The sequence below is a fragment of the Cellulomonas sp. zg-ZUI22 genome, from assembly GCF_017353535.1.
Taxonomy (GTDB): Bacteria; Actinomycetota; Actinomycetes; order Actinomycetales; family Cellulomonadaceae; genus Cellulomonas; species Cellulomonas wangleii.
Map to the genome: position 1 here is coordinate 79,337 of NZ_JAFMUZ010000002.1, position 13,787 is coordinate 93,123.

Here is a 13,787-nt window from a genome sequence, read left to right on the forward strand (position 1 = left end):
GGGCCGGTGACGTAGGTTGGCGTCCGTGAGAACCGCCGTCTGCCCCGGGTCGTTCGACCCGATCACGCTGGGTCACGTGGACGTCGTCCGGCGCGCCCGGTCGATGTTCGACGAGGTCGTGGTGGCGGTGGCGCACAACGCCTCGAAGCGGTCGCTGCTGCCGCCCGACGAACGGGTCCGGCTGGCGGCGGACGCGCTGGCGGGGTGGGAGGGCGTGCGGGTCGTGTCGACGGACGGGCTGCTCGTCGACCTCGTGCGGGACGTCGGGGCGTGCGCGGTCGTCAAGGGCCTGCGCAGCGGCGCGGACCTCGACGCGGAGCTCGCGATGGCACTGATGAACCGGCACCTGTCCGGCGTGGAGACGGTCTTCGTCCTGGGCGACCCGGCGCGTGCGCACATCGCGTCGTCCCTGGTCAAGGACGTGGCACGGCACGGCGGGCCGATCGACGACATGGTGACGCCCGAGGTGGCGGCAGCGGTGCGACAGGCACTGGCACCGTCCCCGGGCGTCGGGGGAGAGGACGGACGATGACCGAGCACGTGGACGACGGCGTGGAGCGGACGGAAGGTGTCGGCGGTGTGCTCGACGCGCTCGAGGACGCGGTGACGCAGGCACGGGCGATGCCGATGTCCTCGTCCGTCCTGGTGAACCGGGCGGAGATCCTGGAGCTGGTCGACCAGGTGCGCGCGGCGCTGCCGTCCCAGCTGCACCAGGCGGACGAGGTCCTGGCCGACGCGGACGCCGCGCGCGCCGCGGCGCAGGCGGAGGCCGACGCGCTCCTGGCCCGTGCTCGCAGCCGTGCGGCCGCGCTCGTGGAGCAGGAGAGCATCGTGACGGCGGCCCAGTCGCGGGCTGCCGAGATCCTCGCCGAGGCGCAGGAGACGGCCGAGGCGCTGCGCCGTGACGCGGACGACTACTGCGACCGTCGGCTCGCGGACTTCGAGATCGACCTGGGCAAGGTGCTGTCGCAGGTGCAGGCAGGACGCGCGAAGCTCGCGGGCCGGCTGGTCCCGGGCGAGAACGCGTAGCGGCTGCGGCCACGGCGGGCGACACCGGTTTGGGACAGCGCACCACGTGCCGTAGAGTTCTCGGTTGGTCCTGCCGGTCGTGGCGTGGGCCGAGCCGTCATTGCCGCAACTAGGTGCCGCGCGCCCGCGCACGGTGCCGCCTGGAAACGAGGGGACCGGACCGTGCGCCCATCCCACCTCGATCCCAGCTCGCCGTTCGTGCTCGAGACACACGAGCTCGGACGACGTCCGGGATCGATGCGGACGGTGCAGCGGACGGTCGCGGCACCTGACGAGCTCGGCAGCGGCATGATCGGCATCCCTGCCGGGAGCGACCTGGAGCTGGATCTTCGGCTCGAGGCGGTCATGGAAGGGGTCCTGGTCTCCGGATCGATCCGCGGCGAAGCCGTCGGGGAGTGCGTGAGGTGCCTGGAGCAGGTGGTCGAGCCAGTCGACGCGCCGCTGCAGGAGCTGTACGTGTACCCCGAGCGTGCCGACGCCGCGGCGGCGAGCGGTGACGAGGACGAGGACGTGCGTGAGCTGGAGGGCGACCTGGTCGACCTCGAGCCCGCGCTGCGTGACGCGGTCGTGCCCGCGCTGCCCTTCCGGCCCCTGTGCCGGGTGGACTGCCCGGGCCTGTGCTCCGAGTGCGGGGCGCGGCTCGCCGACGACCCGGACCACGCGCATGAGACGATCGACCCCCGGTGGGCGGCCCTCGGCGGCCTGCAGGGCACAGACGACGAGAAGAGAGAGAGCTGACCGTGGCGGTTCCGAAGCGCAAGATGTCGCGCAGCAACACCCGTGCGCGTCGGTCGCAGTGGAAGACCACTGCCACGACGCTCACCACCTGCCCCCAGTGCAAGTCGCAGACGCGCCCGCACATCGCGTGCCCGTCGTGCGGTGCGTACAACGGCCGTCGCTACGTCGAGGCCGTGCGCAGCGAGCACGAGGCCGTCTGACCGACACGGCCACGATGACCGGCACACCCGTCGACACCGACGTCGCGTGAGCACGGCAGCGCAGTCGCTCCTCGAGAAGCGGGGGGGGCCCCCCGCCCCCCCCCCGCGGGGGGGCGCCCCCGCCCCCCCCCCCGGCGCCCCCCCGATGACCGGCACACCCTTCGACACCGCGGTCGCGTGAGCACGGCAGCGCAGTCGCTCCTCGAGAAGCTCGGGGTCCACCTGGACCCCGAGCTTCTCGTGCTCGCCCTGACGCACCGCTCGTTCGCCCACGAGGCCGGCGGCATCCCCACCAACGAGCGCCTGGAGTTCCTGGGCGACACCGTGCTGGGGCTCGTCGTCACCGAGCACCTGTACCGGGCCCACCCCTCGCACTCCGAGGGCGACCTGGCCAAGATGCGCGCGGCCACCGTGTCGCAGCGCGCCCTCGCTCGGGTCGCCCGCACCCTCGACCTCGGCGACTACGTGCTGCTGGGCAAGGGCGAGCTCGCCACCGGCGGCAAGGACAAGGACTCGATCCTGTCCGACACGCTCGAGGCGATCTTCGGCGCGGTCTACCTCTCCCACGGCCTCGAGCCGGCGCGCGAGCTGGTCGACCGCCTGGTGAGCCCGACCCTGGCGGCAGCAGCCGACCTGGGCGCCGGCCTCGACTGGAAGACCTCCCTGCAGGAGCTGTCCGCCGCGCTCGGGCTCGGTGCCCCGTACTACGAGGTCACGGGCGAGGGCCCCGACCACGCCCGGACGTTCACGGCCCGGGCGGTCGTGGGCGGCGAGGTCCGCGGGAGCGGCACCGGACCGGCCAAGAAGGTCGCGGAGCAGGAGGCCGCCGCAGCGGCGTGGACCACCCTGAGCGCGCTGCGCGACGCCGCAGCGTCCGACGCCGCGACGGCCGACGCCGCGACGGCCGACGACGTGACCGCCGACGACGTGGCCGCCGACGACGTGGCCGCCGACGACGTGGCCGCCGACCCGCGCTGACGCGTGCCCGAGCTCCCCGAGGTCGAGACCGTCCGTGACGGGCTCGAGCGGCACGTGCTCGGCCGCACCGTCGTCGGTGTCGAGGTGCGGCGGGACTACTCCGTGCGCCGGCACGACGGCGGCCCGGTCGACCTCGCCGCGCGCCTGACGGGACGACGCCTGGAGGCCGCGGTGCGGCGCGGCAAGTTCCTGTGGCTGCTCCTCGACACCGGGGCGCGGCAGGGTGACGACGCCCTGCTGGCGCACCTCGGGATGAGCGGGCAGCTGCTGGTGCGTGGGCCCGGCCCCGCGGCTGCGCCCGGCCCGGCGGGCTGGGTCGACCACCCGCACCTGCGCGTGCGGTTCGCCCTCGACGACGGGTCCGCCCTGGACTTCGTGGACCAGCGCACGTTCGGGCACCTGTCGGTGCCGGACCTGGTCCCCACCGCGGACGGGGCGCCCGGTGGGCGCGGCTCGCCGCGCGCCGTCGTGCCGGCGCCCGTCGCGCACATCGCCCGCGACCTGCTTGACCCCGCGCTGGACCGCCCGGCCCTCGTCGACGCCGTGCGGTCCCGGCGCACGGAGCTCAAGCGCGCGCTGCTCGACCAGACGCTCGTGTCGGGCATCGGCAACATCTACGCGGACGAGGCGCTCTGGCGGGCGCGGCTGCACGGCGCCCGTCCCACGGCGACGCTGCGACGCGCCGAGGTGACGCGCGTCCTGGACGCCGCCGCGGAGGTCATGTCCGAGGCGCTGGCCCAGGGCGGGACGAGCTTCGACGCGCTGTACGTGAACGTGAACGGGGCGTCGGGCTACTTCGACCGGTCCCTGGCCGTCTACGGCCAGGAGGGCGGCCCGTGCCCGCGGTGCGGCACGCCCGTGCGGCGCGACGCCTTCGCCAACCGCTCGTCGTTCAGCTGCCCGCGCTGCCAGCCGCGGCCCCGGCGCCCACGCGTCTGACGCCGCTCAGCGCGGCACGACGTTGCGCAGGGGGCGGTCGGCCAGGAAGAGGTCGACGTTCTGCGCCACCAGGTCCTGCCAGCCGACCGGGCGCCCGCCGGCCGCGTGCGGGCTGATCAGCACGTCCGGCTCGTCCCACAGCGGTGAGTCCGCCGGCAGCGGCTCGGTGGCGAGCACGTCGAGCGCCGCGCCCGCGACGGTGCCCGCGCGGACCGCGGCGAGCAGCGCGTCCTCGTCGAGCGTGGAGCCGCGGCCCGCGTTGACGACCCACGCGCGGGACGGCAGCAGCCCCAGCACCCGCGCGTCGATCGCACGGTGGGTCGCGTCGAGCGCCGGGAGCAGGCCGATGAGCACGTCGGTCGTCGGCAGGATCCCCGGCAGGTCGGCGGGCGTCACCACGCGCACCCCGTGGCGCACCCCCGCCGTGGTCGCCACGCCCGTCACGCGGGCCCCCAGACCCGTCAGGAGGGGCGCCAGCCGCGCCGCGATCGAGCCGAAACCCCAGACGGTGACGTGCGCGTCCGTCAGGGTGCGCACCCGCCCGGGGTCGTGCAGGGGCTGCAGGCCGCCGAGCTCGGCGGCCCAGCGGTGCGCCGCCTGCGCCCGGACCATGGCGGGAACGCTGCGCAGGCAGGCCAGCGTCAGCGCCAGGACGTGCTCCGTGACGGTCGCGTCGTGCAGGCCGCGTCCGTTGGTGATGACGGCCTCGGGGGCGAACCCCGCGGCGAGGACGGCGTCGGGCCCCGCCGCCAGGGTCTGCACCCACCGCACGTGCGGCGCGGCGGCGGCGAGCTCCGCCAACCGGTCGGCGGGGTTGCCCCAGACGACGATCGCGTCGGCGTGCGCGGCCTGCGGCGGGGGCGCTGCGGCGACGTCGTAGGGGACCGGCACGACGCCCGCCGGCAGGGGCGGCGCGCCGTCGACGGACGTGGGCAGGAGGATCGTGGTCACGGGTCGATACGATGCCAGTGTGTCAGCCACGAGCCAGTCGACGCCGCCGCCCGCACCGGGTGCTCGGCCCGGGCCCATCTCCGTCATGATCGTCGACGACCACGAGGTCGTCCGCCGCGGCATCGCCGAGGTCGTCGAGCGCACCGACGGCATGACCGTCGTCGCCGAGGCCGGGTCCGTCGCCGACGGCGTCCGGCGCGCCAACCTCGTCCGGCCGCAGGTCATGCTCGTCGACCTGCAGATGCCGGACGGCACGGGCATCGACCTCATCCAGGCGGTCCGCGAGACGCTGCCCGAGGCGCGCGCCATCGTCCTGACGTCGTTCGACGACGACGACGCGCTCGCGGCGGCGCTCGACGCCGGGGCGGCCGCCTACCTGCTCAAGAGCGTGCGCGGGGCGGAGATCACCGACGTGATCCGCGCTGTCGCGGCCGGACGCACGCTGCTCGACGACCGCACGGTGGCCCGCCGCCGCGCCGGGCACGAGGACCCGACGGAGTCGCTGACGCCCAGCGAGCTGCGCGTCCTGGACCTCATCGGTGAGGGCATGTCCAACCGCGAGATCGCCGAGCGTCTCGGCGTCGCCGAGAAGACGGTGAAGAACCACATCACGTCGCTGCTGGCGAAGATGGGGCTGCAGCGGCGCACGCAGGTCGCCGCCTGGGTGGCGTCGCGCAAGAACTCCGGCTGGCGGGCCGAGCCCGGGCACTGACGGGCCCGCGGCGCACCGCCGGACGGTGCGCCGCAGGCGCCGCCCGTGCGCCCACGGCGCCCGGTCAGCCGAGCGGCGCCTGCCACATGAGCAGCGTGCCCGTTCCGCTGGGTGCGGTGCCGATGCTGAACGTCCCGCCGTGCTGCCGCGCGCGGGCCGCGAGGTTGCCGGTCCCGGAGCTGCGCTCCCGGCCGGCAGGCAGGCCCACGCCGTCGTCCTCGACGTCGACCTCCACCGAACCGGTCGGACCCGACCCGCGCACCGCGACGCGCACGGTGACCGACGACGCCTGCGCGTGCCGCGCGGCGTTGGCCAGCCCTTCGCGCACCACCGCCACCACGTCGTCCGTCAGCTGCTGCTCGAGGCGTTCGTCGAGGTGGTCCTGCGCGTCGGCGTCGTCCTGCGACAGGTCCTCGCCGTCGAGCGAGAGCACCAGGGACGGGGCGAAGCCCAGGCCGGTGCGGGCGAGCGACGCCTCGCGGCGCAGGCGCTCGACCAACCCCGTGGCGGCGTCCGGGTCACGCAGCGCGTAGACGATCTGCCGGATCTGCCGCACCGAGCTGTCGACGTTGTCCAGCGCCTCCTCGACGATGCTCGTGAGCTCCTGGGGGTCGACGCCGCGCGCCGCCCGGCGGCGCACGGTCTCCAGCTGCATGCCGGTCGCGAACAGCTGCTGGATGGCCAGGTCGTGCAGGTCCCGTGCGATGCGCTCGCGCTCGTCGAGGAGGGCCGCGACGTCCTGCGCGTGCCGGGCCTCGGCGAGCACGTACGCGAGCGCGGCCTGGGCGGCGAACGACTCGGCGGTGGCCAGGTCCCGCTCGTCGAACGGGGTGCGGCCGATGCGGCGCAGCAGGACGAGCACGCCGACGCCGCGGCCCGAGGAGTGCAGCGGGGCGAACATCGCCGGGCCGAAGGCGCGCATCTCGTCGACCTTGACGGTCCGCGACGCGGACAGGGACGGCGTGAGCAGCCCGCGCCCCTCCTCGAGGACCGTCCAGGCGCGCCCGCCGCGGGGCATGACCAGGCCCGTCAGCTCGGCCGCGTGGTAGCCGTCGGCCAGCTCGATGAACAGCTCTCCGCCCATGCCGGGCAGGGCGAGCGCGGCGGTGTCCGCACCGGCGACCTCGCGCGCGGTGCGCGCCACGTGCTCCAGCGCCGACTCCTCGTCCACGCCCTCGAGGAGCATGGTGGTGATGTCCTGGCCGGCGCGCAGCCAGTGCTCACGACGCTCCGCCTCGGCGTAGAGCTGAGCGTTGGCGACGGCGACCCCGGCGGCGGCGGCCAGGGCGAGCACCATCCGCTCGTCGCCCACGGTGAACGCGCCGCCGCCCTCCTTCTCCGACAGGTACAGCTGGCCGAAGACGTGCTCGCCGACCTTCACCGACGCCCCGAGGAACGACCCCATGGACGGGTGGTGGGCGGGCCAGCCCTGGAACGCCGGGTGCTGGGTCAGGTCGTCCAGCCGCAGCACGCCCTCGTGGGGGATCTGCCCCAGGACGCCGTGCGCGTGCGGGGGGTGCCGCAGCATCCGGGCCACGGCCGTCGGCACGCCGGTGTAGACGAACGTCGTCGAGGTCCCCGAGTCGTCCAGCACGTTGATCGCGCCGTACCGGGCGTGCGTCAGCTCGGCGCTGACCTGGACGAAGCGGTCGAGGACGGCCGACAGCTCGAGGTGCCCGGCGACCGCCAGCATCGCGCCGAGCAGGTCCGTCAGCGCGTCCCCGGTCAGGAGAGCGGGCGGCGGTGGGCGGTCGGAGATGACCCCGTGCTCGAACGGCGTCCCCGCCGTCGGCAACCTGCCGGGCACCTCCCGCATCTCGCCCCGGTACTCGTTCACGACGTCTCCTGCTGCTCGGCCTGCACGGCCTCACGGTAGCCCGGCACGCGCGTGACCAGCTCCGCGTGCGTGCCGCGCGCCGCGACCCGCCCGCCCGCGAGCCACAGCACCTCGTCGGCGGCGGTCAGCGGTGCGAGCCGGTGGCTGACGACGAGGACGCCCCGGGCCCGGCCGTCGCGCGTCGGTGGCGCGTGCCACAGCTCGTCCAGGAGGGCGTCCGCGGTGGGGGCGTCGAGGTGCTCGGCGGGCTCGTCGACGAGCAGGAGCAGGGCGTCGCTCAGCAGCGCGCGGGCCAGCAGCAGACGCCGGCGCTCGCCGCCGGACACCGTGCGGGCGTCGGAGCCCACGATCGTGTCGAGCCCGTCGGGCAGGCCGGCCAGCCACGGGCCCAGACCCGCGCGGCGCAGGGCGTCGGTGGCCTCGTCGGGCGACACGTCGCCGCGCGCGACGCGCAGGTTCTCCAGGACGGAGGTGCCGAAGACGTGCGCGTCCTCGCTCGTCATGACGACGTCGCGCACGACCCGCTCACGGCCGGCGACCGCCAGCGGCGACCCGTCGAGGGTGACCTCGCCCTCCACGGGCGGCAGCAGTCCCGCGAGCGTGAGCAGCAGGGTGGTCTTGCCCTCGCCGCTGGGTCCGGCGACGGCCAGCCGGCGGCCCGGCGACAGCGTCAGGTCGACCCCGGTGAGGACCGCGGGACGCCCGGGCCAGCCGCAGGCCAGACCGCGCGCGACGAGCCTCGGGGCACCCGCGGTGCCCGACGGTGCGGGCGCCGGTGCGGACGGCCGCGGCGCCACGGCGGTCGGGGCAGACGGCTCCGCGGTCCCGCGCGCGTCGTCGGCGTCGTCGAGCAGCGCCAGCACGCGCGCCGCGGCGGCGCGCGAGCGCTGCACCTGCACGGCCGCCGCCGGCAGCAGCGAGGTCGCCTCGAACGCGGCCAGGGGCGTCAGCACGATCACCGCCAGCTCGACCGGGGCGAGCAGCCCCGCCCGGACCGCCGGCACGCCGGTGACGAGCGCCGCCAGGACGGCCGCGCCGACGGCGAGCTGGCCGATCGCCGCCGCCACCGCCGCCGGGCGCGCCCCCGCGTCCGTGGCACGCGCCAGGTCCGCGTCCGCGGCCCGCAGCGCGTCGAGCTCGCCGCCCAGGCGCCCCGAGACGGCCAGCGGACCGGCGTCGTCGAGCACGCCCAGCGACGTGGCGCTCATGCGCGCGCGGGCCAGGACGCCGCGCTCCTCGGTCGTCCGGGCGCCCCGGGCCGCGAGCCAGGGGGCGAGCACGCCCGCCGCCAGCAGGCTCAGCGCCAGCGCGAGCCCCGCCGGTGGCCAGAACAGGGCCATCGCGACCGACGTGCCCACGCCGAGGGTCACCGCGACGCCCGCCGGGAGCAGCCCGCGGACCACGACGTCGCCCACGGCGTCGACGTCGGCACCGACCCGCGCGAGCAGGTCCCCGCGGCGCACTCCCAGCAGGGCGCGGGGCGAGCCCGCGGCGAGCCGCTCGTAGAGGGTGGTGCGCAGGTTCGCCATGCCGCGCAGCGCGACGTCGTGCGACACGAGGCGCTCCAGGTACCGCATGAGGCCGCGCCCGATGCCGAAGGCGCGGACCGCCACGGTGGCGACCGAGAGCTCCAGCACGGGCGGCATCTGGGACGCGCGGGCGATGAGCCACGCCGAGACGGCGGCGAGCGCGACCGCGCACCCGAGCGCGAGGGTGCCGAGCAGGACGGCCAGCGCGACGCGCCGCGGGTTCACGTCGAGCAGGCGGACCGCGCGTCGCAGCGTGCCCCGCGGCGGCGGGGTCGGCCCGTCGACGGCCGGGGGAGCGGTGGTCGGGGGAGCGGTGCTCATCGCGTCACCTGCTCGGTGACCGTGGCCGAGGAGACGACGTGCACCAGGTCGTCCGCGCGGCTCGCGAGGGACGCGCGGTGGGCGACGAGCAGCACGGCGCAGCCCGCGGCCCGCAGCGCGTCGAGCGTCGCCAGGACCACCTGCTCGCCGGCGGCGTCCAGGTGGGCCGTGGGCTCGTCGAGCACGACCACCGGGCTGGGACGCAGCAGCGCCCGGGTCAGGGCGAGCCGTTGGCGCTGCCCGACGCTCAGTCCCGCCCCGCCGGTGCCCAGGACGGTGTCCCAGCCCGCGGGCAGGGACGCCACGACGGCGTCCAGGCCGGTGAGCGCGGCCGCCCGGTCCCGGTCGCCCGGTGCGGGGGACCCGAGCACCTCCTCGACCGTCCCCGGCTCGAGCACCGGGCGCTGCGGGAGCCAGGTGACCTGACGCCAGTAGCCGTGCAGGTCCACGTCGCTCAGCGCGGTCACCGTGCCGTCCGCCGCCACGAGCTCGACGCGCCCCTCGTCGGGGGGCAGCAGGCCGAGCAGCACCTCGACGGTCGTGGACTTGCCGACGCCCGACGGCCCGACGAGCGCGACCACCCGCCCGGGGCGCAGTGCGACGTCCACGGGGGCCGGCGCCCAGCCGCCCCGGGCGCGCACGGCGACCCCGCGGGCCCGCACGACGCCGGCCGTCAGGTCGGGAGCTGGCCGGGTCCCGGCGGCCGGCACGGGGACCTCGAGCACCGCGAAGGCGCGGTCCGCGGCGGCGACGCCGTCGGTGGACGCGTGGAAGTGCAGGCCGACCTGGCGCAGCGGGTTGAACACCTCCGGTGCCAGCACCAGCACCGCGAGGCCCGTCACGAGGTCGAGGTGGCCGTACACGAGCCGCAGGCCGATGCCGACCGCCACGAGCGCGACGGAGAGCGTGGTGAGCAGCTCGAGGACCATGCCCGAGAGGAAGGCGATCCGCAGGGTGCCCATGGTGGCCCGGCGGTGCGCGTCCCCCAGGTCACGGACGCGGGCGGCCGGTCCGCGCTCGCGCCCGAAGGCCCGCAGCGTCGTCAGGCCGGCCAGGAGGTCGAGCACCTGCGCGCCCAGCCGCTGCATGACCGCCAGGCCACGCTCGGAGCGTCCCTGCGTCATGACGCCCACGAGCCACATGAACAGCGGCACGAGCGGCACGGTGCCCGCGAGGATCGCTGCCGACACCCAGTCCAGCCCGAGGACGACGAGCAGCGTCGCCGGCGTGAGCGTGGCGGCCAGCACGAGCTGCGGCAGGTAGCGCACGAAGTACGGCTCGAGCGCGTCGAGGCCGCGGGTGGCCAGGGTCACGAGGCTCGCGCCGTCGGTCGGTGCCGCGCGCCGTGGCCCGACCGCGGCGGCGTGCGCGACGACACGCTCGCGCAGCTCGGCGACGGCGCGCGTCGCGGCCCGGTGCGCGTAACGCTCCTGCGTCCCGGCCACGAGCGCCCGTGCGACGACGACGAGCACCAGCCACCCGGCGAGCGGGGCGACCTGCGCGAGCGTCGCCCCGTCCGCGACGGCGGATCCCAGGGCGTGCGCCAGCAGCAGGGCCTGGGCGACGACGAGCCCGCCCGTCAGCACTCCGAGCGCGACCGTGAGGGCGAGGTAGCCCCGGGCTGCCCGTGCGTACCGCAGCAGGCGGGGGTCGAGGGGCTTCACACCGTCCAGCAGATCATGCTCAGGACCGCGAGACCACGCGCTCGAACGTGAGCCCGGTCGCCTCGGGGATGTGCTCGATGGTCAGCCGCTTGCGGAAGACCCAGTAGGTCCAACCCTGGTACAGCAGCACGATCGGCGTGAGGATCACCGCCACCCAGGTCATGACCGTCAGGGTGTAGTCGGTGGACGACGCGTTCTCGACCGTCAGCGAGTTCGCCGGGTCGAACGCGGGCATCACGTCGGGGAACATCGAGCCGAAGATCAGCACCACGGCGGCGACGATCGTCACGACGGAGGCGCCGAACGCCAGGGCCTCGCGGCGCTGCCGCGTCGCGACCACGACGAGGACGAGCGCGACGGCGGCGACCAGCACGGCCGCCCACGTCCAGGCCTCGCCGCTGTAGGCGACCTGCGCCCACACGGCCCACACGCCCGCCGCGAGCAGCGTGACGACCGAGCTGCGGGCCGCGAACGTGCCCGCCCGCTCGCGCATCTCGCCGTCGGTCTTCATCGCGAGGAAGATCGCGCCGTGCGTGAGGAAGATGCTGAGCGTCACCACGCCGCCGAGCAGGGCGAACGGCGAGAGCAGCGCGAAGAACCCGCCGACGTACTGGTGGTTCGCGTCCAGCTCGACGCCGCGCACGAGGTTGGCGAACGCGACACCCCAGAGAAGGGCGGGGACGAACGAGCCGAAGATCAGCGCCCGGTCCGCCCAGGTGCGCCACTGCGGGGAGTCGATCTTGCCGCGCCACTCGAACGCGACGACGCGCACGATCAGCGCGATGAGGATGAGGAACAGCGGCAGGTAGAACCCGGAGAACAGGGTGGCGTACCACTCGGGGAACGCGGCGAACGTCGCTCCGCCGGCGGTGAGCAGCCACACCTCGTTCCCGTCCCACACGGGGCCGATGGTGTTGATCATCAGCCGGCGCTCCTTCTCGCGGCGCAGCTTGTCGCCCCGCGGCAGGATCGCGAGCAGCATGCCGACACCGAAGTCGAAGCCCTCGAGGACGAGGTAGCCGGTCCACAGGACCGCGATGAGGAGGAACCAGACGACGGGGAGGTCCATGACGGGCTCCTCAGTAGGCGAAGGACAGCGGACGGGTGGTCCCGTCGGCGTCGTCGGCGGGCGGGTTGGCCTCGGGACTGGGGTCGTGCTCGGTGTCGGCGACGCCCTGGACGGCGTACCGCTTCATGAGCCGGAACCACACGACCATGAGCACGCCGTACAGCAGCGTGAACCCGATCATCGAGAACAGGACCATGCCGGGACTGACGACCTCGCTGACGCCGCGGGCGGTGAGCAGCCACACGCCGTCGACGCCGGACGCGTCGGGGTTGGGCGCCACCACCCAGGGCTGGCGTCCCATCTCGGTGAAGATCCAGCCGAACGCCGAGGCGAGGAACGGGGTCGCGATCGCCGCGAGGCCGAGCCGGCCGAACCACACGTTGCCGGTGACCGACCCCTTGCGGCGCAGCAGCCACAGCGCGGCCAGCGACAGCGCGGCGGACCCGACGCCCAGCCCGATCATGAGGCGGAAGGACCAGTAGGTGACGGCCAGGTTCGGGTAGAACCGCGTGTCCTCGTCGACGCCGGACGAGACGCCGTTGGCCTCGTCCCACTCGGCGATCCACTGCGCGTACTCCTCCTGGAGCTCGTCCACGCCGCGGATGGGTGCGGTGAAGTCGTTGGTCGCCAGGAAGGACGTCAGGCCGGGGATCTCGATGAGGTGCTTCACGTTGGCGCAGTCGTTCGTGAGGTCACCGATCGCGAGGATCGAGAAGGGTGCGCCCTCCTGCGAGGTGCACAGGCCCTCGGCGGCCGCCATCTTGGCCGGCTGCTGCTGGAACATCAGCTTGGCCTGCCAGTCACCCGACAGCGCCACGCCGGCGCCCGAGACGAGCATCGTGACCAGCCCGAGGACCACCGCGGGGCGGTACACGTCGCGTGCCTTGTCGACCTGCCCCGAGCGCACGAGCCGCACCATCCACCAGGCGGCGATGCCGGCGACGAAGGTGCCCGCGGTGAGGAACGCGGCCGCGATGGTGTGCGGGAACGCCGCGAGCAGGGTGGGGTTCGTGAGGACCGCGACGATGTCGGTCATCTCGGCGCGACCGGTCTCCAGGTTGAACGTGGTACCGACCGGGTGCTGCATCCAGGAGTTGGCCGCGAGGATGAAGTACGCGGACAGGTTCGTCGCGATGGCCACGGCCCAGATGCAGGCGAGGTGGATCTTCTTGGGCAGCTTGTCCCAGCCGAAGATCCACAGGCCGAGGAACGTCGACTCGACGAAGAACGCGGCGAGCGCCTCCATCGCCAGCGGAGCCCCGAACACGTCGCCGACGAACCGCGAGTACTCCGACCAGTTCATGCCGAACTGGAACTCCTGGACGATGCCGGTGGCGACACCGATCGCGAAGTTGATGAGCAGGAGCTTGCCGAAGAACTTCGTCAGCCGCAGCCACCGCTCGTTGCCCGTGCGCACCCACGCGGTCTGCATGATCGCGACGAGCGGCGACAGGCCGATCGTCAGCGGCACGAAGATGAAGTGGTAGACGGTCGTGATGCCGAACTGCCAGCGGGCCAGGTCGAGGGCGTCCACGCGGGTCCTCCATGCGTGTGCGAGGGGCAGGGCGTGTGTGCGGCCGGACCGGGTGGGGGCGTGGTCGCAGGACGCGCCTGCACGGCGCGTCTCCTTGGAACGGTAGGCCGGGCGTCCCGGGGCGGCAGGGACGAAGGTCCCGGGTGCTGACGACACGTCGTCAACTCACCCTGGTCATCAGGGGGGTTGTGGCGGGGTCCTGTGCGATACTCGACACGGTCCCGACGTCCACACCGCCGGGACCGACGAGCTCGCCGCACCAGTGACCGTGCAGGCCAGCCGCCGC

At 74.8% G+C, this 13,787-nt stretch carries 13 protein-coding genes; 7 read left to right on the forward strand and 6 right to left on the reverse strand.

Features of this window, described 5'->3' with window-relative positions:
• Positions 1-25: 25 nt before the first annotated feature.
• The 6 genes from coaD to mutM all read left to right on the forward strand — a co-directional run bounded on the left by coaD (position 26) and on the right by mutM (position 3,884).
• Positions 26-532: a pantetheine-phosphate adenylyltransferase gene (coaD, locus tag J1G43_RS08110; RefSeq protein ID WP_207340999.1), complete on the forward strand. Its 507-nt coding sequence runs from the start codon at positions 26-28 to the stop codon at positions 530-532.
• Positions 529-1,029 (forward strand): hypothetical protein, encoded by a 501-nt coding sequence (locus J1G43_RS08115; protein ID WP_207341000.1) that lies wholly within the window; start codon positions 529-531, stop codon positions 1,027-1,029. The genes coaD and J1G43_RS08115 overlap by 4 nt, the downstream gene beginning before the upstream one ends.
• A 237-nt stretch (positions 1,030-1,266) precedes the next feature.
• The gene (locus J1G43_RS08120; protein ID WP_207800394.1) at positions 1,267-1,767 is read left to right on the forward strand and encodes a DUF177 domain-containing protein; all 501 of its coding nucleotides are present in this window, start codon (positions 1,267-1,269) and stop codon (positions 1,765-1,767) included.
• 2 nt (positions 1,768-1,769) lie between these two features.
• Positions 1,770-1,967 (forward strand): 50S ribosomal protein L32, encoded by a 198-nt coding sequence (gene rpmF / locus J1G43_RS08125; RefSeq protein ID WP_089799764.1) that lies wholly within the window; start codon positions 1,770-1,772, stop codon positions 1,965-1,967.
• Positions 1,968-2,144: 177 nt separating this feature from the next.
• On the forward strand, positions 2,145-2,945 hold the full coding sequence (rnc, locus tag J1G43_RS08130) for a ribonuclease III (protein ID WP_307859519.1): 801 nt from the start codon (positions 2,145-2,147) through the stop codon (positions 2,943-2,945).
• Between the two features lie 3 nt (positions 2,946-2,948).
• Positions 2,949-3,884, forward strand: a complete 936-nt coding sequence (mutM, locus tag J1G43_RS08135) for a bifunctional DNA-formamidopyrimidine glycosylase/DNA-(apurinic or apyrimidinic site) lyase (RefSeq protein ID WP_207370611.1) — start codon at positions 2,949-2,951, stop codon at positions 3,882-3,884.
• 6 nt (positions 3,885-3,890) lie between these two features.
• On the opposite strand, the gene J1G43_RS08140 is transcribed toward mutM, so the two are convergent.
• Positions 3,891-4,835 carry an NAD(P)-dependent oxidoreductase gene (locus J1G43_RS08140; RefSeq protein ID WP_307859520.1) on the reverse strand — a complete coding sequence of 315 codons (945 nt, stop codon included), beginning with the start codon at positions 4,833-4,835 and terminating at the stop codon, positions 3,891-3,893.
• A gap of 85 nt (positions 4,836-4,920) precedes the next feature.
• On the opposite strand from J1G43_RS08140, the gene J1G43_RS08145 reads away from it, so the two are divergent.
• On the forward strand, positions 4,921-5,547 hold the full coding sequence (locus J1G43_RS08145) for a response regulator transcription factor (RefSeq protein WP_207341005.1): 627 nt from the start codon (positions 4,921-4,923) through the stop codon (positions 5,545-5,547).
• Positions 5,548-5,611: 64 nt separating this feature from the next.
• Here the strand turns inward: J1G43_RS08145 and J1G43_RS08150 are convergent, their stop codons facing one another.
• The 5 genes from J1G43_RS08150 to J1G43_RS08170 are packed head-to-tail and all read right to left on the reverse strand — an operon-like array spanning position 5,612 to position 13,501.
• Positions 5,612-7,363, reverse strand: a complete 1,752-nt coding sequence (locus J1G43_RS08150; protein ID WP_207370663.1) for a GAF domain-containing protein — start codon at positions 7,361-7,363, stop codon at positions 5,612-5,614.
• Positions 7,364-7,380: 17 nt separating this feature from the next.
• Positions 7,381-9,234, reverse strand: coding sequence for a thiol reductant ABC exporter subunit CydC (cydC, locus tag J1G43_RS08155; RefSeq protein WP_207370609.1), 1,854 nt, complete (start codon positions 9,232-9,234; stop codon positions 7,381-7,383).
• Positions 9,231-10,898: a thiol reductant ABC exporter subunit CydD gene (gene cydD, locus J1G43_RS08160; RefSeq protein WP_207370608.1), complete on the reverse strand. Its 1,668-nt coding sequence runs from the start codon at positions 10,896-10,898 to the stop codon at positions 9,231-9,233. The genes cydC and cydD overlap by 4 nt, the downstream gene beginning before the upstream one ends.
• 19 nt (positions 10,899-10,917) lie before the next feature.
• Positions 10,918-11,967 carry a cytochrome d ubiquinol oxidase subunit II gene (cydB, locus tag J1G43_RS08165; RefSeq protein ID WP_207341008.1) on the reverse strand — a complete coding sequence of 350 codons (1,050 nt, stop codon included), beginning with the start codon at positions 11,965-11,967 and terminating at the stop codon, positions 10,918-10,920.
• Positions 11,968-11,977: 10 nt separating this feature from the next.
• Complete coding sequence (locus tag J1G43_RS08170; RefSeq protein WP_207341009.1) at positions 11,978-13,501, reverse strand: cytochrome ubiquinol oxidase subunit I; 1,524 nt, start codon at positions 13,499-13,501, stop codon at positions 11,978-11,980.
• Between the last annotated feature and the right edge of the window lie 286 nt (positions 13,502-13,787).